General features: G+C 64.1%; 18 protein-coding genes. 10 read left to right on the top strand and 8 right to left on the bottom strand.

Features of this window, described 5'->3' with window-relative positions; genetic code table 11:
- Positions 1 to 61: 61 nt before the first annotated feature.
- Positions 62 to 1069 carry a DUF2125 domain-containing protein gene (locus H1S03_RS09715; RefSeq protein ID WP_185804264.1) on the top strand — a complete coding sequence of 336 codons (1008 nt, stop codon included), beginning with the start codon at positions 62 to 64 and terminating at the stop codon, positions 1067 to 1069.
- Here H1S03_RS09715 and H1S03_RS09710 read toward each other — a convergent pair.
- Genes H1S03_RS09710 through rsmI form a run of 7 tightly spaced genes read right to left on the bottom strand, consistent with a single transcriptional unit; the run spans position 1066 to position 6997 of the window.
- A complete protein-coding gene (locus H1S03_RS09710) occupies positions 1066 to 1977 on the bottom strand; it encodes a prephenate/arogenate dehydrogenase family protein (protein ID WP_185804263.1) in 912 nt (303 codons plus the stop codon). The genes H1S03_RS09715 and H1S03_RS09710 overlap by 4 nt on opposite strands.
- Entirely contained in the window at positions 1974 to 3065 is a 1092-nt protein-coding gene (hisC, locus tag H1S03_RS09705; RefSeq protein WP_185804262.1) for a histidinol-phosphate transaminase, read from the bottom strand. Before hisC ends, H1S03_RS09710 begins: the two co-directional genes overlap by 4 nt.
- A gap of 32 nt (positions 3066 to 3097) precedes the next feature.
- A complete protein-coding gene (locus H1S03_RS09700; protein ID WP_185804261.1) occupies positions 3098 to 4039 on the bottom strand; it encodes an alpha/beta hydrolase in 942 nt (313 codons plus the stop codon).
- Entirely contained in the window at positions 4039 to 4983 is a 945-nt protein-coding gene (gshB, locus tag H1S03_RS09695; RefSeq protein WP_185804260.1) for a glutathione synthase, read from the bottom strand. The genes H1S03_RS09700 and gshB overlap by 1 nt, the downstream gene beginning before the upstream one ends.
- Before the next feature lie 33 nt (positions 4984 to 5016).
- Positions 5017 to 5619 (bottom strand): BON domain-containing protein, encoded by a 603-nt coding sequence (locus H1S03_RS09690; protein ID WP_185804259.1) that lies wholly within the window; start codon positions 5617 to 5619, stop codon positions 5017 to 5019.
- 36 nt (positions 5620 to 5655) lie between these two features.
- On the bottom strand, positions 5656 to 6108 hold the full coding sequence (locus H1S03_RS09685; protein ID WP_185804258.1) for a YraN family protein: 453 nt from the start codon (positions 6106 to 6108) through the stop codon (positions 5656 to 5658).
- A gap of 34 nt (positions 6109 to 6142) precedes the next feature.
- A complete protein-coding gene (rsmI, locus tag H1S03_RS09680; RefSeq protein WP_185804257.1) occupies positions 6143 to 6997 on the bottom strand; it encodes a 16S rRNA (cytidine(1402)-2'-O)-methyltransferase in 855 nt (284 codons plus the stop codon).
- A 119-nt stretch (positions 6998 to 7116) separates the two neighbouring features.
- On the opposite strand from rsmI, the gene H1S03_RS09675 reads away from it, so the two are divergent.
- Complete coding sequence (locus H1S03_RS09675; protein ID WP_185804256.1) at positions 7117 to 8340, top strand: penicillin-binding protein activator; 1224 nt, start codon at positions 7117 to 7119, stop codon at positions 8338 to 8340.
- A 7-nt stretch (positions 8341 to 8347) separates the two neighbouring features.
- Positions 8348 to 11098 carry a [protein-PII] uridylyltransferase gene (locus tag H1S03_RS09670; RefSeq protein WP_185804255.1) on the top strand — a complete coding sequence of 917 codons (2751 nt, stop codon included), beginning with the start codon at positions 8348 to 8350 and terminating at the stop codon, positions 11096 to 11098.
- A gap of 62 nt (positions 11099 to 11160) precedes the next feature.
- On the opposite strand, the gene H1S03_RS09665 is transcribed toward H1S03_RS09670, so the two are convergent.
- Positions 11161 to 11577, bottom strand: a complete 417-nt coding sequence (locus H1S03_RS09665) for a MerR family transcriptional regulator (RefSeq protein ID WP_185804254.1) — start codon at positions 11575 to 11577, stop codon at positions 11161 to 11163.
- Between the two features lie 70 nt (positions 11578 to 11647).
- Between H1S03_RS09665 and H1S03_RS09660 the strand changes: the two genes are divergently transcribed.
- From H1S03_RS09660 to H1S03_RS09630, 7 genes are all read left to right on the top strand, one after another.
- On the top strand, positions 11648 to 12265 hold the full coding sequence (locus H1S03_RS09660) for a cation efflux transmembrane domain-containing protein (protein WP_185804253.1): 618 nt from the start codon (positions 11648 to 11650) through the stop codon (positions 12263 to 12265).
- 63 nt (positions 12266 to 12328) lie between these two features.
- Entirely contained in the window at positions 12329 to 13867 is a 1539-nt protein-coding gene (murJ, locus tag H1S03_RS09655) for a murein biosynthesis integral membrane protein MurJ (protein WP_185804252.1), read from the top strand.
- The gene (locus H1S03_RS09650; RefSeq protein ID WP_185804251.1) at positions 13864 to 14865 is read left to right on the top strand and encodes a glycosyltransferase family 92 protein; all 1002 of its coding nucleotides are present in this window, start codon (positions 13864 to 13866) and stop codon (positions 14863 to 14865) included. The genes murJ and H1S03_RS09650 overlap by 4 nt, the downstream gene beginning before the upstream one ends.
- Positions 14866 to 15077: 212 nt before the next feature.
- Positions 15078 to 16256 (top strand): acetylornithine transaminase, encoded by a 1179-nt coding sequence (locus H1S03_RS09645; RefSeq protein WP_185804250.1) that lies wholly within the window; start codon positions 15078 to 15080, stop codon positions 16254 to 16256.
- 5 nt (positions 16257 to 16261) lie between these two features.
- Entirely contained in the window at positions 16262 to 16792 is a 531-nt protein-coding gene (locus tag H1S03_RS09640) for a GNAT family N-acetyltransferase (protein ID WP_221892664.1), read from the top strand.
- Entirely contained in the window at positions 16789 to 17721 is a 933-nt protein-coding gene (gene argF / locus H1S03_RS09635) for an ornithine carbamoyltransferase (protein ID WP_185804248.1), read from the top strand. The genes H1S03_RS09640 and argF overlap by 4 nt, the downstream gene beginning before the upstream one ends.
- Before the next feature lie 192 nt (positions 17722 to 17913).
- Positions 17914 to 19503, top strand: coding sequence for a peptide ABC transporter substrate-binding protein (locus H1S03_RS09630; protein WP_185804247.1), 1590 nt, complete (start codon positions 17914 to 17916; stop codon positions 19501 to 19503).
- Positions 19504 to 19518 lie beyond the last annotated feature (15 nt).

The following is a 19518-nucleotide window of genomic DNA, read 5'->3' as shown; positions in this document are numbered from 1 at the left end:
TCTTCCTCCCGACAGCGCCATGATATAGGCCCTTGAGACCGAAGGATCGAGAGGGATCGGCATGTCGTTCAAAGCAATATTCGTGGTGGTCATCGTCGCCGTGGTCGGATGGTCCGCCTATTGGTGGGTCAATGCCGGCATGCGTCGCGACGCGGTGGAGACATGGTTCGCCGAGCGGCAGGCCGATGGCTGGGTCGCGGAATATGGCGATCTGCGCGTGACCGGCTATCCCAACCGCGTCGACACGATCCTGACCGACGTGGCGCTGGCCGATCCAGACAGCGGCTGGTCATGGCAGGGCCCGCGGTTCGAGATGCTGACGCTCAGCTATCAACCGTTCGAGATCATCGCCGTCTGGCCAGGCCAGCACATGATCGCGTCCCCCTATCAGCGGGTGAGCGTCGAGGGTGAGGTTCTGCGCGCCTCGCTGGCTGTGTCCGCGAACGGGCAGTTCGAGCTGGACCGCGCGCGCATCGAAGGGCGCGACGTGATCATCGACAGCACAGCCGGCTGGACCGTCGAGGTGCCTGAACTGGCTGTCGCCACGCAGCAGCCGGAGGATACGCCGGACCCGACCCGGCACAGGTTCGGCCTGACACTGACCGATGCCACGCTTTCGGGCGATCTGCGGCGGCAACTCGACCCCAGAAACCTGTTGCCCGCCACCATCGAGACCGTGCATGTCGATGCCCTCGCCACATTCGAAGCGCCGGTCAGCCTGCGCACGTTGGAGCGTGATCCCCCGCCGCTGGCCGCGTTGGACATTGCGGATATCAGCGCCGTTTGGGGGCAGCTCGACCTGCGGGCCCAAGGGGATGTGGTGGCCGATGCCCGCGGATTTGCCGAGGGTCGCATGAATGTGCGGGCCCGCAACTGGGAGGATATGCTGGCCTTGGCAGTGGCCAACGGCGCGCTGGACCAGAGCACGGCGCAGGCCGCGCAGTTCGGGTTGCGCCTGCTTGCCGCCGCCGGTGGGGACAGCAACACGCTGGACGCGCCACTGACGTTTTCGGACGGCGTTACCCGGATCGGCCCCCTGCCGTTGGGAAAGGCGCCGCGCCTGCGTTAATCGTTCCGCTTGCGTCCAAAATCGGGCGCGTCCGTGTCCTGACCCGCATCCAGAATGCCGCGCCGGATGGCACGGGTGCGGGTGAAATGATCGAACAGCAGATCGCCGTCGCCCTTGCGGATGGCGCGCTGCAAGGTGAACAGCTCCTCGGTGAAGCGGCCCAGAATCTCCAGCGTCGCGGCCTCGTTGTTCAGGAACACATCCCGCCACATCGTGGGGTCGGACGCGGCGATGCGGGTGAAATCACGAAAACCGGCGGCGGAAAACTTGATGACCTCGGAATTGGTCACGCGGCGCAGATCGTCCGCGACACCCACCATGGTATAGGCGATCAGGTGCGGCACATGACTGGTTACCGCCAGCACCCGGTCGTGATGTTCGGCGTCCATCTCCTCGACCCGCGCGCCCATACCTTCCCAGAAGGTCCGATAGCGGGCGACATCATCGGGTGCCGTACCCTCGGGCGGGGTCAGGATGCAAAAGCGATTGTCGAACAGCGTGGCAAAGCCGGATTCCGGGCCGGAATGCTCAGTCCCCGCCAGGGGATGCGCAGGAACGAAGACTGTTTCCGCGGGCAGATGCGGTGCCACGGCGTCTATCACCGCCTGCTTGACGGATCCAACATCCGACACGACGCAGCCCGGTTTCAAATGCGGTCCGATCTCCGCCGCGACATCGGCCATTGCGCCGACCGGAACGCACAGGATCACCAGATCGGCCCCGGCGACAGCCTCCGCCGGGGTGGCGAACACCTGATCCACCAGTCCGATGCGCAGCGCGGTCTCTCGCGTTTGCGCTGTGCGGGCGGTGCCGACGATTTCCTTCGCCAGCCCGCGCCGCCTGGCGGCCAGTGCTATGGACCCCGCGATCAGGCCCAGCCCGATCAGTGCGACACGTTCATAAATCATCGCGCAGCCATGAACTTCGTGAGGATGTCCGCGACGGCCCGGGTTGCTGTCTCGTCCCCGATGGTGATCCGCAGGCAACCGGGCAGATCATAGCCCTGGACGTCGCGCACGATATAGCCGCGCTGGCGCAGCGCGGCATCGGCGGCCTTCGCGGTGTCCACATCGGGGAAACGGGCGCAGATGAAATTCCCGTGCGAGGGGTCGCTGTCGATCCCGGCGCGGGCCAGTTGCCGCGCCAGCCATTCGCGCCAGACCTCGTTCTGGATCACGCAATGTTCCGTCCATTCGGTGTCGCGCACCGCAGCCTCCGCCGCGGCGAGGCCGGCGGCCGTCACGTTGAACGGTCCGCGCACGCGGTTGAGCACGTCGATCACGTGATCCGGCCCGTAGGCCCAGCCCACGCGCAACGCGCCTAGCCCGTAGACCTTTGAAAACGTCCGGGTCATCACCACGTTGTCGCGTCGCCCCACCAAACCGGCGTACCCGTCATAGCCGGGTTCGCGCACGAACTCGGCATAGGCCCCGTCCATCACCAGCAGGACATGCGGCGGCAGGCTGTCGGCCAGACGCTCGATCTCGGCATCGGGGATCAGCGTGCCTGTGGGGTTGTTGGGATTGGCGACGAAGACCAGCCGGGTCCTGTCCGTGACAGCCGCCAGCAGGGCGTCCACGTCGGTGCGCCGCGTATCCTCTGCCACGACCACCGGGGTCGAGCCGGCCACCTTGGCGTAGATCGCATACATCGCGAAGCCATGCTGCGTGTGGACGATCTCCGTCCCCGGCCCGGCATAAGCCTGACAAAGCAGGCTGAGGATCTCATCCGAGCCGCAGCCGCAGATAATGCGGTCCGCGCGCAGGCCGTGCACCTCGGCGATTGCGGTGCGCAGGGCGAAATGGCTGCCGTCGGGATAGGTCGCGATGTTCGCGGCAAGGGCGGTATACGCCTCGACCGCGCGCGGGCTGGGGCCAAGCGGATTCTCGTTCGAGGACAGCTTCGTCACATGGTTCGCGCCGTGCGTCTTTCCCTCACCACCGACATAGGGGGTGATGTCCAGAATGCCGGGCTGCGCGTTGATCCGATGTGTCATGAGTGCCTCGCGTCGAAGGATACGTGCGTTCCCTAGCGCGCCTGCCGGTCAGTTTCCAGTGGGTCGATTCCCAAATGGCGCCGCACGAACGCCCCTGCCTTGTCGAGTGCATCGTCCGCCTCAGGCAGACGCCCTTGCAGGTGTTGCCAGCAATGCGGTGTCTTCTCCCAGAAATCGAGCTGAACATCGACACCCTGCCTGCTGAGCGTCGCGGCCATCGCGCGGGCGTCATCCTCCAGAATCTCGGCCCGGCTGGCCTGTATCAGTACCGGCGGTGCACCGTCGAAGGTGCCGAAGACGGGCGAGGCTCGCGGATCGTCGGTCGGGGCCGAGCCGAGGTATTGATCGCGGGCCTCCGGGATTCTCCGGGCTGGCAGCAAGACCTCCCGCTGCGCATTGCGTCCATGGCTGGCCCCGCTCAGCGTCATGTCGACCCAGGGGCTGAACGCCACGGCGCAGGCGGGATAGGGCAGATCGGTCGTGCCGCACAGATGCAGCAGGGCCATCACCATGCCGCCCCCGGCGCTGTCGCCCATCAAGGCGATATCCTCGGGCGCATGACCGATGTTCAGCAGATGACGGTAGCACGATACCGCGTCTTCAATCGCTGCCGGGAAGCGATGATTCGGTGCCAGACGGTAGTCCGGTATCAGCACCCGCGCCCGCGTCCTGTCCGCCATGGCAGCGGCAAGCGGTCTATGCGAAGTGGAGCTGCCGAACAGATATGCCCCGCCGTGAAAGAACAGGATGACCCTGCTGCGCGACGCCCGGCCGGTGCTGATCCAGCGGGCGTCGATCCAGCCATCCTCATACGGAATGCGCACGGGGTTCGCATGGGTTCCGGCGGGTTCGTGAAGCCTTGCCGCCTGCTTGTCCAGTCTGGCGCCGACCCTGCCGAAATCCGTAGCCCGCGCCAGCAGGGGTCGTTCGACATACCGGTAGAACAGATTCAGCAGCGTCAGCCGGAACGACATCAGCCGGTGCGCCGCCGCTCGATCGCTTCCCAGATCTTGGCGGTGACATTGGTGCCGTCGAACCGCTCCAACTCCTGCAATCCGGTGGGGGAGGTGACGTTGATCTCGGTCAGCCAGTCACCGATCACGTCTATGCCAACGAAGATCTGGCCCTTCTCACGCAGGGTCGGCCCGATTGCCGCGCAGATTTCACGATCCCGCGCGGTCAGTTCCACCTTCTCCGGCCGTCCGCCGACATGCATGTTGGACCGGGTTTCCCCCTCTGCCGGAACGCGGTTGATCGCGCCCACAGGCTCCCCGTCCACGAGGATGACACGTTTGTCGCCCTTGCTGACCGCCGGCAAGAACTTCTGCATGATCAGCGGTTCACGGTTGATGCTGGTGAACAGCTCATGCAGCGAGGACAGGTTGCGATCTTCCTTCGTCAAACGGAACACCCCGGCACCGCCATTGCCGTAGAGCGGCTTGAGGATTACGTCCCCGTGCTCCGCCTTGAAGGCCCGCAAAGCCTCCAGATCCCGCGCCACAAGTGTGGGAGGGGTCAGATCGGGGAATTGCAGGACCAGCAATTTCTCGGGGAAATTGCGCACCCAGGTGGGGTCGTTCACCACCAGCGTCGCGGGGTGAATGAAATCCAGCAAGTGCGTGGTCGTGATGTACCCCATGTCGAAGGGCGGGTCCTGTCGCAGCCAGACCACGTCCATGTCGGCAAGATCGACCTCGACCGGATCGCCGGCAACCATATGATTGCCATGCTCGCGCCGTATCTCGACCGGACGTCCCGTGGCGTGGACGTGACCGTTGCGCCAACTCAGCTTGTCGGGGGTGTAGTAGAACAGGCAATGCCCGCGGGCCTGCGCTTCCTCCATGATGCGAAAGCTGCTGTCCGCGTCGATATCGACATGTTCGAGCGGGTCCATCTGAACCGCGACCTTGAGAGGCATTCCGTATCCTTTCGTCTGAAATCCAATGGATTTTCAGGTGTTGTCGCGCCGCCGCCTCGGGTCTGTGATCAGCAGGGCGTGGCTGACCACCTGCCTTACGCCCGATACGCGAGACGCAATTTCAGTGACGCGCTGCAATTCCTCCATGCTGCGCGCCAGACCCATCACATGAACGGTGCCGTTGACCGTTTCAATGTCATAATTGACGGAAAGAACATCCTCCGCCCCCAGAATCCGGGCGCTTATCTCCGTATCGATCCGCGTGTCACTGGCGATCTCGCGCCAGCCGCGATCGGCCACGATCAGTTCGTTGATGACCTCGCGCACGTCATTGACGCCCCGGGCGAGTTGTTCCGCCCGCTGCCGGTCGGCCTGCGACGAAACCGCGCCCAACAGGACCACGCGCCCTTCGGTGACACTTGTCTCGACCTGAGAGAAAAGGGTGCTGTCCTCCTGAAGCAGGGCGTCGCTGATGCGCAGCTTGATCTCGGCATCGGTCAAAGCCTCGCCCGTGCTTCGGGTCTGGGCGGTGGAAACGGCGCCGGTGGCGACCCCCCCGAAGATGACCGGCGCGCACGCGCCCAACACCGCCATGGCGGCAAGCCCGGCCACTATCATTCCATTTCGCAAAATCATCGTCTTTCGCCCTTTTCGAACCTGCAAACAACTGCCTCAGAACAGGTGGGCGTTCTCAACGACCTCCATCGCGCCGGTGCGGTCCATCAAAACGGCATCGAAGCGAAGGTCGGTCGCGGCACCCACATCATGCTCCATCATATATCTGTTTGCAGCCTGCTCCAAGCGTTGCCATTGCCGGGCGCTGATGGAATGGGCGGCCTCCTCAATCGTGCGCCGGGATTTTACCTCGCAAAAAACGATGCCCCCATCCATTTCGAAGATCAGGTCGATCTCCCCCTCTCGGACGCGGTAGCGTTGTTTGAGCAGGCGAGCACCCTTGGCGCGATACGTCCGCAGGACCGTGTCCTCGGCTGCCAGACCGCTGTGATATGCGCGGGTGCCGCGTTGCTGACGTGCAGATTTGGCTCGCGCTGCCGCATCCGTAGGCGCGGCCTGCACCGAGGTCAGGCAGGACAGAAAATCAAGTTGGCGTGGCTCGATGCTCATCCGGGTACATTCGCCCCGGAAAGCTAACAAATCCCTAATACTCGTCCCGCAATTCCAGCGCCCTGCGATAGATGTCCCGTCGCGGTAGGCCTGTGGCCTGTGCGACTGCATCTGCTGCATCGCGCAGACGCAGGTTTTCGAGGGCCTTGCGCAACATCTCGTCGATATCTTCCTGATCGTGGCGTTCGCCCTCGGGCGGGCCGGCCACGATGACGATTTCTCCTTTCGGCGGGGTTTCGTGGGCATATTCCTCGGCCATCTGGCCCAGCGGTCCGCGCCGCACCTGCTCGAACCGTTTCGTCAGTTCGCGGCACACCGCCAGGGGTCGATCCGGGCCGAGCGAATGGGCCATGTCCGCCAGCATCGACGCCAGCCTTTTGGGGCTTTCGTAGAAGACCAACGTCGCAGGCACCCGACCGAACGTGCTTAGAAAAGTACGGCGGGCGGCCTGTTTTTGCGGCGCGAACCCCGCGAACAGAAAGCGATCTGTGGGCAAGCCTGCAACCGTCAGTGCGGCCAGAACGGCAGAGGCACCCGGCGCGGCGCGAACCTTGTGCCCCTCGGCGATTGCGGTGCGGGCCAGTTGAAAGCCGGGATCCGCGACCAGCGGCGTGCCCGCGTCCGAGGCATAGGCCACGCTCTTCCCCTCGGCCAGCGCGGCCATCAGACGGGGCCGCATCGCGGGTCCGTTATGGTCGTGATAGGCCAGCACGGTGCGTCCGGCGAGGGGGATGCCGTGGATCTCCATCAACCGGCGCAAGGTGCGGGTATCCTCGGCGGCCAGAACGTCCGCATCGCGCAGAATATCAAGGGCGTGCAATGTGATATCACGCGCCGCACCGATCGGCGTCGCGACGAGATGCAGCGCAGGCTCGGGTCCTGTCCCCATGAAGCGATTCCTCTGATGCTATCCGTCGGCAAGCAAACGAAATGTTGCCCGCTCAGGCCGCCGTACTACACTTTCTCATACCCTGTTATCCAGATGCGTTTTGCCCAAGCGAGGTTTTCATGTCCGCCCTTACCCTACCTGCCCCCCGTTTCAAGAGGATCGTCGGCGCCGCCCTGTTCGGCCTTGCGGCACTTGCCGGATGCACGCCGACAAGCTCGTCCGGTTCGCTGGGATCGATCCTGCAAACCACGCCGTCCACGCCCCAACCGGGTGAGATCCCCATGAGCGGGCCGGTGCGTGTGGCGCTTCTGGTTCCGACGGGCAGTGGCGATGCGGAGCGTGACGCGCTGGGCGCGGCGCTGGAGAACGCGGCGCGGCTGGCGCTTGCCGACCGTCCGAATTCCAGCATCGAGCTGAGCGTTCTGTCGACAGGTGGCGATCCGGGGCAGGCGGCGGATGCGGCGGCGTCGGCGGTCGCGCTTGATGCCGACATCATCGTGGGGCCGCTGTTCTCCGCCTCCGTTGCGGCGGTCGCGCCGATTGCGCAGCAGGCGGGTATTCCGGTGCTGTCGTTCTCGAACAACTCTGCCGTGGCGGGCGACAACGTCTATATCCTGGGCCGCAGCTTCGGTACCAGCGCGCGGCGCCTGATGTCCTTCGCGGCCTCGCGCGGTCTGCGCAACACGGGCCTGATTTATACGCAGGACACCGAAGGACAGGCCGCCCTGGATGCCGTTCGGCAGGCTGCGGGTGAAACAGGCGCGCAACTGGTGGCGACCGCATCCTACCCCCGGTCGCGCGAGGGGATTCCTGCGGCGGCGGAATTCTTCACCAATGAGATGATCCGCAACGGTGTCGACAATCTGCTGCTGTCCGATCGCGGGACGGGACTGGTCTATGCCGCTTCGTTCCTGCCGTTCCATGGGCTGAACGTCGATCGCACGCAGGTCATGGGGCTTCAGGAACTGACCGAAGGCGCGATGGCGTCCGAGCGTGCGCTGGCCGGCGCGTGGTACACTGTGGTTGACCCGTCCAGCAGCGCCACGTTCTCCAACCGCTACAGCGCGCGTTATGGTGCGCGCCCACATCCCCTTGCGAGCTTGGCCTATGATGGTATTGCTGCAACGGATACGCTGATCGCGGAAGCGCGGTCCAGCCGCGACGCGCGTGCCTTCGATGCGCGCAACCTGACCCGTTCCGCAGGTTTCACCGGGGCGGAGGGCGCATTCCGCTTCCGTCCCGATGGCGGTACGGATCGTGCGCTCGCGATCATGGAAGTGACCCGTGACGGACCCAAGCTTGTTGATCCCGCCCCCGGAACACTCGGATTCTCCGGTCTCTGACACGGCGATGACGGACCCGTCCGCCAGCTCGTTCGAGCTGGCGGACTATATCGTCGCGCCAAAGGCCCTCCTGTCACGGATGGAGGCCGCCGATCCCGAAAATCGGCGTGAGGCAATCATCGACGTTTTGAGCGATGCCCGCGATCAGGGCCGTGCCAAGATCGCAGCCGCATTGGCCGACGCACCGCTTTGCGGAACGGAGGCCGCCCGCGCATATTCCCGCCTGACCGACAGTCTGGTGCGTGTGGCGATGGACGCCGCCGCGCGGTGGCTGCATCCCAATCCAACCCCGACCCAGGGCGAGCGGGTCGCCGTTCTGGCAGTGGGCGGTTTCGGGCGAGCGGAGATGGCGCCGTTTTCCGATGTCGATCTGCTGTTTCTGGTGCCGCACAAGCAGACCGCCTGGGGTGAGAGCCTGATCGAGGCGGTGCTCTATGTCCTGTGGGATCTGAAGATGAAGGTCGGGCAATCGGTCCGCACCGTTGATCAGTGTCTTCGACTGGCGCGTGACGACATGACGATCCGAACCTCGCTGCTGGAACGCCGCCTGATCTGGGGCGACGAAAGCCTGTCGATGGAGCTGGACACCCGAATCTGGCCGGAGCTGTTTCGTGACACCGGACCGGAATTCGTCGAGGCAAAGCTGGCCGAGCGTGAGGCCCGGCATGAACGCAATGGCGGCTCACGCTATCTGGTCGAACCGAACGTGAAGGAGAGCAAGGGCGGATTGCGCGATTTGCAGGCGCTCTACTGGATCGAGAAATACCTCTACGACGTGGAGGATACGCAATCGCTGATCGCGAAGGGCGTCTTTACCGAGGATGAGTATGCGATCTTCACCGCCGCGGACGGGTTCCTGTGGTCGGTCCGCTGCCACCTGCATCTGGTCTCTGGCCGGGCGAACGAGCATCTGAGCTTTGACAATCAGGTCGAGGTCGCCGCCGCGATGGGGTTCGAGGATGTCGAGGGGCAACGCGCCGTCGAGCGGTTCATGCAGGTCTATTTCCTGCACGCCAGATCGGTCGGGGAACTGAGCCGGATCTTCCTCGTCGCGCTGGAGGCCAAGCACATCAAGGCCAAGCCGTCGCTTGGGCGCAAGCTGCGCGGCATTTTCGGGCGGGATGACGACACGACGCCCGAAGGGTTCACCCTGGTGGATGGACGGTTGACCGCCACAGACCCTGAGACGTTCCTGAGCGATCCGGTCAACATGTTGCTGCTTTTCAAGATCGGCCTGGAGGTGGACGCGCTGATCCACCCCGATGCGCTGCGTCTGGCGACGGCGAATCTGGATCGGTTGGAGGAAATTCGCAACGATCCGCGCGCGAACGCGATCTTCATGGACATCCTTCTGGGCCGCTCCAACCCCGAACGGGGATTGCGGCGGATGAACGAGACGGGCGTGCTGGGCGCATTCATGCCGGAATTCGGCCGGATCGTCGCTATGATGCAGTTCAACATGTATCACCACTACACGGTGGACGAGCATACCATCACCTGCCTGTCGGTCCTGTCGCGGATCGAGAGGGGCGTGCTGAAGGACGAACTGCCCTACGCCACGTCGATCATGGCCGGCACCATCAATCGCCGCGCCCTCTACGTGGCGGTGTTGCTGCACGATATCGGCAAGGGCCTGCCACAGGACCATTCCATCGTGGGCGCGGAGATAGCAGCCGAGATCTGCCCGCGTCTGGGACTGAACGAGGCCGACACGCAGACGGTCATCTGGCTGGTCCGCAATCACCTGTTGATGAGCGATACCGCCCAGAAACGCGATATATCCGATGCCCGCACGGTCAGCGGATTCGCAAGCACCGTGGCCAGTCAGGAACGGCTGAAGCTGTTGCTGGTCCTGACCGTCTGCGACATTCGCGGCGTCGGTCCGAACACCTGGAACAACTGGAAGGCGACCCTTCTGCGCCAGCTTTATTCCGCCACGCGCGACTATCTGACGGACGGGATCAACAGCCCCAGCCGCCATCAGCGGGAGGAAGAGGCAAAGGCCGCGCTGGTCGCGGCGATCTCGGACCTGCCGCAGGCGCAGATCCAGCGGGAGCTGGACCGGCACTACACGCCCTACTGGCTGGGCCTGCCCACGGCGACGCATATCACTGTCGCACGCATTATCGGAACGGTCGGCGACAATTCCATCGGCAGCGATTTCACCGAGGACCCGGACCGGGACGCGACCCGCGCCACCTTCGTGAACTCCGACCATCCGGGGGCCTTCGCGCGGATGGCCGGGGCGCTGGCGATGGTGGGGGCGAACGTGCTGGACGCACGCAGCTACACCACCTCGGACGGCTATGCGATTTCGGTGTTCTGGATACAGGACAGTGAGGAAAACCCCTATGAGGCGCGGCGGCTGGACCGGTTGGCAAAAACGGTTCGCAGCACGTTGATGGGTGAGGTTCTGGCCCGAAAGGAGCTGGAGACACGCGACAAGATCAAACGGCGTGAGCGGGATTTCGTGGTGCCGACGAATATCACCTTCGACAATTCAGGATCCGATCTGTTCACCATCATCGAGGTGGACACCCGCGACCGCCCCGGTCTGTTGCACGACCTGACGCGAGAGCTGGCGGCGGCGAACATCAACATATTCTCGGCCATCATAGCGACCTATGGCGAACAGGCGGTGGACACGTTCTATGTCAAGGATCTGTTCGGGATGAAGCTGGCCTCTGACTCCAAGCGGCGGCAGGTGGAAAATGCCCTGCGCACCGCGGTCATGCGCAGGCCCGAGGGAACGCGCTGACCGGGGGGACTGCTGAACGGGGGCGCTGCGGTCCGCCGCGCCGAAACGGGCGGATATCAGGCCTAATGCTCCGTCACGCAATGATCGTGATCGGCCAGTGCCGCCATGACGTGGCACTGGTCCAGCGTTCCATCGCCCGAGCATCCCGCGACGATCCGGGTCAGTTCGACCTCCAGCCGTTGCAGGCGCGCCAGACGCGCGCGCACGTCCGCCAACTGGTCGCGGGCAATGCGTGAGGCCCCCGCGCAGGGCTGATCGGGGTGCTCACCCAGCGCGATCAGTTCCGAAATCGCCTCGATCGAAAAGCCCAGATCGCGGGCGTGCCGGATGAATGTCAGACGATCGAGCGCGGCCTGGTCGTAACGGCGCTGGTTGCCTGCGGTGCGCTCGGCCAGGGCGAGCAGACCCATATCCTCGTAATAGCGGATCGTCGGAACCTTGACCCCGGTGCGGTCGGACATCGTGCCGATGGAAAACATGAATTACCCCTTGAACCTCTAGCAGCTAGAGACATTAGGTTGCTCGCTGACGCAAGTACAGGAGTTCCCCATGTCGGCAGGATGCTGCAATCAAGAGGCCACGTTCGAGGGCCTTTCGCCAGATTACAAGCACAGGTTGTGGATGGTGATCGCAATCAACGCCGTGATGTTCGTGGTGGAAATGGCGGCGGGGCAGGCGGCCCGTTCACAGGCATTGCAGGCCGACGCGCTGGACTTTCTGGGCGATGCGGCGACCTACGGTCTGTCGCTGGCGGTCATCGGTGCCTCGATCCGGGTGCGCAGTACGGCGGCGATCATCAAGGGGATCAGCCTGCTGGCCATGGGGGCGTGGGTCTTCGGCTCGACAATCCACAAGGTGTTCGTTCAAGGCGTCCCGCAGGCCGAGGTCATGGGTGTGATCGGGTTCCTGGCCCTGCTGGCCAATCTGATCAGCGTCGCATTGCTGCTGCGGTACAAGGATGGCGATGCCAATGTGCGCTCAGTCTGGCTGTGTTCACGCAACGATGCCATCGGCAACGTGGCGGTGATGATCGCGGCGCTGGGTGTCTGGGGTACGGCGACCGGCTGGCCCGACCTGATCGTCGCGGGCATCATGGCGGGGCTGTTCACGACATCGGCGGTGCAGATCCTGCGGCAGGCTACGGTGGAGCGGCGCGCCATCGTGTGACCCCCTTACGATTGCCGGGAAACATCTGTATCGGTGGGGGGCACGTCGCGGAGAGCACCCCCCATGAAACCGATCCGACTTCTGTCCGCATTCCTGACCGTTGGGGGATGGACACTGGCCAGCCGGGTGTTCGGCTTCGGGCGTGATATCCTGATTGCGGCCCTTCTGGGTGCCGGTCCGGTGGCGGAGGCGTTTCTGGTCGCCTTCGCGCTGCCCAACATGTTCCGCCGCTTCTTTGCCGAGGGGGCGTTCAACACGGCCTTCGTGCCGATGTTTTCCAAGAAGCTGGAGCAGGACCGCGACCCGCTGACTTTCGCCCGCGATGCGTTCGCGGGATTGGGGGGCATTCTGATCGTCTTTACCCTGATCGCGCAGCTGGCGATGCCGGGGCTGGTCCTGTTGATGGCGTCCGGCTTCGCTGACGATGCCCGGTTCGACATGGCGGTGCAGATGGGGCGGATCACGTTCCCCTACATCCTGTTCATCTCTCTCGCGGCGCTGCTGTCGGGAGTGTTGAACGCGCTGGGCCGGTTCACGGCGGCGGCAGCGGCCCCGGTGGTGCTCAACATCATATTGGTGATTGCCATGCTGACGGGTGCGGCATTGGGCGCGGATATCGGCATGGCGCTGGCCTGGGGCGTGCCGCTGGCAGGCGTGGCGCAGCTGGTGCTGGTCTGGATCGCGGCGTCCCGTGCCGGGTTCCGCATCGTGCCGCACCGCCCGCGTCTGACGCCGGAATTGAAGCGGCTGGCGATCATCGCCTTTCCCGCCGCGATGGCCGGGGGCGTCATGCAGATCAACCTGCTGGTCGGGCGGCAAGTGGCGAGCTTCTTCGACGGGGCGGTGGCCTATCTGAACTACGCCGACCGATTGTACCAATTGCCGCTGGGCGTGGTGGGAATTGCCATCGGCGTGGTGCTGCTGCCCGATCTGTCGCGCCGTTTGGGCGCGGGCGATGCGGCGGGGGGGCGCGATGCGGTGAACCGCGCGGCGGAGTTTTCGCTGGCCTTGGCGGTGCCTGCGGCGGTGGCCCTGATAATGGTGCCGCTGCCGCTGGTGGCGGTGCTGTTCCAGCGCGGCGCGTTCGAGTTTCGCGATGCCGCGCTGACGGCGCAGGCGGTTGCGGCCTATGGGTGGGGCTTGCCGGCCTTCGTGCTGATCAAGGTGATCTCACCGGTTTTCTTCGCGCGGGAGGATACGAAGACACCGTTCCGCTTCGCCGCGATTTCGATGGTGGTCAACGTGGTGGTGGCTGTCGGGGCCGCGCCGTGGCTGGGCTTTCTGGCGGCGGCATGGGGGACGACCCTGGCGGCCTGGGTGAACTTCGCGCTGCTGTGGCGCGCTTCGCGCCGGTTCGGTGACGCGGCGAAGATGGACCCGAGGCTGGTGCACGCCGCGCCGCGCATTCTGCTGTCGGCGGCGCTGATGGGGCTGCTGCTGGCGCTTGTGGTGCGGTTCTTCGGTGAAGTGATCGACTTGCCCGGTTGGCGCTATCCCGCGCTGTTCGCGCTGGTGCTGATGGGCGCCGTGACCTATGGCGCTCTCGCGCTTGTAACCAAGGCCGTGACATTGGCAGGCCTGCGCAAGGTCGTGCGGCGGTGAGGGTTCTGGCGATCCTGTGCGTCAAGGACGAGGCCGCAGTGCTGACGGAGTGGCTGGCGCATCACCGCAAGATTGGCGTGACGGATGTGCTGGCCTTCTCGAACGACTGCACGGACGGCACGGATGCGATGCTGGACCGGTTCGAGGCGATGGGCTTGCTCACGCACATGCACGGCCGCTCAGGCCAGCGGGGGCCGCAATGGCGCGCCCTGCGTGAAGCGGCGGAGCATCCCTTGATGCACGTTGCGGACTGGGTGATTTGCATGGACGTGGATGAGTTCATCAACGTGCGCGCAGGCGGCCTGCCCGATCTGGTGGCGCAGGTGCCGCAGGCCGATTGCATCGCGCTGACCTGGCGGATGTTCGGCAGCAATGGCCTGACCCGGTATGAGGACGCACCCGTCACACAGCGCTTTACCCGCTGTGCGCCGGACCCGCTCAACTGGCCGTGGCGCTGTGCGATGATCAAAACCCTATGGCGGCGGGGAACTCATGCCCGCCCCGGTGTGCACCGCCCGCTGGACCCTGTAGGAACGCCGGTCTGGGTGGATGGCAACGGCGCGCGCCTGCCCGAACGGTTTGCACAGCGGGGGGTGTTCACCAACTATCTGGCGCCATCCTACGGGCTGGTACAACTCAACCACTACGCCCTTGGCGATGCGGAGAGTTTTGTGGTCAAGTCCGCGCGGGGACGGGCCAATCGCGAAGGCTCCCCCGTCGATGCCGGATACTGGGTGGAGCGGAACTTCAATCAGATCACGGACACTTCGTTGCAGGTGGACTGCGCCGACCTGATGGCGGATGCACAGATCGCCCGCCTGCACGAAGCTGGCGTCGCGTGGCGCCACAGCCGCTTTGTCGAACTGATGCGCGAGGATGCATGGCGCGACCTGTACACCCGTGTGGTGATGGCAGGGGAAAGCCGCGCCTGGTCCGCCGAGGACGCGCACCGGATCATCGCGCTGGCGCGGGGAAATACTTCGGGCGAAGGCCTCTGACGCAAACGCGTTCCGCTTTCACTTTACCCAAATATCCCCGCCGGAGGCGCAGGTTTCCCCCGAGTATCCGGCTTATTGTACCCCAAACAGCATCAAAACGCGCGTTTGCGTTGACTTGGGCGCATACGCTTCGGATAACCGCATCTTCCGCACAGGTTTGGCTGGGACCTGGGCGGCGATCCTTCCAGCCGGTGATCTAGAGGAGTAACGATGTGATCACGCCCGTATTGCCGACCTATGCGCGGGCTCCGCTTTCCTTTGTGGAAGGCGAAGGCCCCTGGCTGATGACCGAAGACGCGACGCGCTATCTGGACATGGGGGCCGGCATCGCCGTGGCCGCCCTTGGCCATTCGCATCCCCGTCTGATCGAGGCATTGGAAACGCAGGGTCGACGTCTGTGGCACACGTCCAACCTCTATGAGATCCCCAACCAGACGAAACTGGCGGAAATGCTGGTGGAGCGGACCTTCGCGGACACCGTGTTCTTTACCAATTCGGGCACCGAGGCGACGGAGGCCGCAGTGAAGATGGCGCGCAAGTACCATCATGCGAAGGAAACCGGACGCGATAAAATCATCACCTTCAACGGCTCGTTCCACGGCCGGACGCTGGGCATGATTTCGGCCGCGGGGGCGGAGAAGCTGACCAAGGGTTTCGGCCCGCTGCTGCCCGGTTTCGTGCATGTGCCGTTCGGCGATCACGATGCGTTGCACGCCGCCATCAACGACAGGACCGCCGCGATCATGATCGAGCCGGTACAGGGCGAGGGCGGCATCCTGCCGGTTCCCGACCAGTGCCTGCAAGGGTTGCGAAAGCTGTGTGACGAACAGGGCATCCTGCTGATCTATGATGAGATTCAGTGCGGCATGGGGCGGACCGGCAAGTTGTTCGCCCACGAATGGTCCGGTGCGACACCCGATATCATGGCCGTGGCCAAGGGGATCGGCGGTGGCTTCCCGCTGGGCGCTTGTCTGGCAACCGAGGAGGCCGCCATCGGCATGACCGCTGGCACCCATGGCACGACCTATGGCGGCAATCCTCTGGCCTGTGCGGTAGGTTGCGCGGTGATGGAAGTGATGGCCGAGGACGGCTTCATGGAACATGTCAGCCGCGTCTCCGGCCATTTGCGTCAGGGGCTGGACAGTCTGGTCGCCCGCTTTCCGGATGTGTTCGAACTGGTGCGCGGCTCCGGCCTTATGATCGGGGTCAAATGCGTCGTGCCCAATGGCGAAGTTGTGGCGGCGGGATATGATCACAAGCTGCTGACCGTGCCGGGCGGTGACAACGTGATCCGCATTCTGCCACCTCTGATCGTCACGACGCAGGACGTGGACGAAGCCTTGCGCCGGTTGGAAGCTGCTGCCACGGACATCTCCGGCCGTGCTGCGTGACTGTCATGCTGCGTGACTATCGGTTCGTTCCGGTGACACGTTCGGATTTCCCGCTGATCGCCACATGGTTGTCCCACCCGCATATCGGCGGGTGGTGGGGACCGGCGGACAGGGAACTGGCCCTGATCGACAACGATCTGAAGCTGGATCTGGATCAGGGCCGGACCGATATGCGAATGGTCTGGCTGGACGGCGCACCCTTCGCCTATGTTCAGGATCGGAATGTGCATCACGAGGGCATTCCACAATATGCTCACCTGCCTGCGGGCAGTCGGGCGATGGACACCTTTCTGGGCGATCCCGCCTATCTGGGGCAGGGGCACGCGCCGGGCTATCTGCGGGCCAGGGCCGGGGAGCTGATCGCGGCGGGCGCGCCGTGCGTCGCGGTCGATCCCGATCCCGCCAACTTGAAGGCGGTATCGGCATATGAGAAAGCCGGATTCGCTGGCGAAACGATCACGCAGGGCGAGCAGGCAACCCCGGTGCGGGTAATGACATTCCATGGGGGACAGGCCCCCGGAAGGACGACGACATGAGACATTTCCTCGATCTGCACATGACCGATGCGAACGCGTTGCGCGACATGATCGACGACGCCCGCGCCGTGAAGGACGCGCGCGCCGGTCAGCCCAAGGGCGCCCCCGACGCGGATCAGCCGCTCAAGGACCGTATGGTCGCGTTGATCTTTGAGAAGCCGTCCACACGCACCCGCACCTCTTTCGATCTGGGCGTGCGCCAGATGGGCGGGCAGACCATGGTGCTGAGCGGTGCCGAAATGCAGCTGGGCCATGGGGAGAGTATCGCGGACACCGCGCGGGTGTTGAGCCGCTACGTCGATCTGATCATGATCCGCACCTTTGCCGAGCAGACTTTGCTGGAGATGGCAGAGGCCGCCAGCGTGCCCGTCATCAACGGGCTGACCGACAGAACGCATCCCTGCCAGATCATGGCCGACATCCTGACCTTCGAGGAACATCGCGGCCCGATTCGCGGAAAGCGTGTGGTCTGGACCGGCGATGGCAACAATGTCTGCGCCTCGTTCCTGCATGCCGCAGGCCAGTTCGGGTTCGACTTCACCTTCGCAGGCCCCGAGGCCCTGGACCCCGACGAGGAGGCCATCGCCTTCGCCAGATCCAAGGGCGTCGATGTACGGATCGAGCGTGACGCGGCAAGTGCTGTGGCCGGGGCCGATCTGGTGGTCGCGGATACATGGGTTTCGATGCATGACGCAGACGAGGCGCGTGAGCGGCGTCACAACCTGTTGCAACCCTATCAGGTGAACGAACGATTGATGGCCGCGGCCGGTCCGCAGGCGCTGTTCATGCATTGCCTGCCGGCCCACCGGGGTGAGGAAGTCACCGATGCCGTGATGGACGGCCCGCAATCCGTGGTGTTCGACGAGGCTGAGAACCGGGTCCATGCGCAAAAGGCGGTCCTGAAATGGTGCCTCGCGCCGCAAGGCTGAAGCAGGCGATCACCGTCGCGACCGCGCGGGCGCCTGGGGCATTTATGCAGGCAATTCCCGAACGCGGAGCGCAGTGAAATTCTGCTTTTTCGTTCGGGGATGACTCGACGTCCCGTGATGACGCCATCTTGCAACCTTCCTGTCATTGGGTCAGCATTTCAGACAGACCATTCAACCACAGGGAGATTACTGATGCCTCGCTCTATCCTGAATACAGCGGTGCTTACGTCCGTTCTGGCGTTGACCATCGGATCGCAGGCCGTTGCACAGACCTATTTTCGCGGTTCGGACGGCGACCCTGAAACGCTCGACCAGCACAAGACTTCGACCGTGGTCGAGGCGAATCTGCTGCGTGACATGTTCGAAGGTCTGGTGGTCTACGACGCCTCCGCCAATGTCGTGCCCGGCGTGGCGGCGGATTGGGAGGTCTCTCTCGACGGTCTGTCCTATACGTTCAACCTGCGCGACGATGCGAAGTGGTCGAATGGCGATCCCGTCGTCGCGGGCGATTTCGTGTATTCCCTACAGCGGATCATGAATCCTGAGACTGGCGCGAAATACGCTAATATCCTGTACCCGATCAAGAATGCCCTCGCGATCAACTCAGGTGAGGCCGAGCCCGAGACGCTGGGTGTCGTGGCGCTAGACGATCATACGCTTCAGGTCAATCTGGAGCAGCCGACGCCGTTTTTCCTGGAATTGCTGACCCACCAGACCGGCCTGCCGGTGCATCCGGGCACGGTCGAGGAATTTGGCGCGGATTTCGTGCAGCCGCAGAACCACGTCTCGAACGGGGCCTATACGCTCGAAGAATTCTCGCTCGGCGACAAGATCGTTCTGAACAAGAACCCCGAGTTCCATAGCGCCGACAGTGTCAGCATCGAAACGGTGGAATTCCTGCCCTTCGAGGATCGCGCAACCTGCGTGCGCCGTTGGGAGGCGGGCGAAGTGCATTCATGCTCCGACCTGCCGGCGGAGGACATCAACCGGCTGAAGGAAGATTACGGCGACAACGTGCGCATCGCGCCGTATCTGGGCACCTATTATTATTCCGTGAACACCACGCGTGAGCCGTTCGACGACCCGCGCGTGCGTCAGGCGATGTCGATGGTCATCGACCGGGAATTCCTGGCCGAAGAAATCTTTACCGGCACCATGGTTCCGGCCGAAAGCTTCGTGCCGCCGGGCATCGGCAACTATGTCGAGGATTCGCCCCGCTTCGACTGGGCCGACATGTCCATGCTGGACCGTGAGGATGCGGCGATCGCGCTGATGGAGGAAGCCGGCTACGGCCCTGACACGCCCCTGACCGTCGAAATTTCCTACAACACGTCGGAAAATCACCGCAACGCGGCCACCGCCATCGCGGATATGTGGTCCATTCTGGGGATCGAGACGACGTATAACGTGCGCGACGCCTCCGCCCACTACGCCATGCTGCGCGACGAGAAGGATTTCGACGTCGCACGGGCGGGCTGGATCGGGGATTATTCGGATCCGCAGAACTTCCTGTTCCTGGTCGAATCCGACAATGACGGCTTCAACTACCCGGCCTATCAGAATCCCGAGTACGACGCCCTGATGGACAAGGCCGCAGCCGAGACGGATCTGGACGCCCGGGCCGAGATTCTGGCCGAGGCCGAGCGGATGTTCCTGGCCGATACACCGCAGATCCCGCTGCTGTATTACTCGTCCCGCTCGATGGTGTCCGACGACCTGCACGGGTGGGAGGACAACATCCAGAACGTGCACGCGACACGGTTCCTGAGCATCGCCGAGTAAGGCTGTGACAACCGC

It is taken from the genome of Pontivivens nitratireducens (assembly GCF_014235845.1).
Taxonomy (GTDB): domain Bacteria; phylum Pseudomonadota; class Alphaproteobacteria; order Rhodobacterales; family Rhodobacteraceae; genus Pontivivens; species Pontivivens nitratireducens.
Note: the sequence above shows the minus strand (reverse complement) of the source record. Positions and strands in the feature narration are given on the sequence as shown.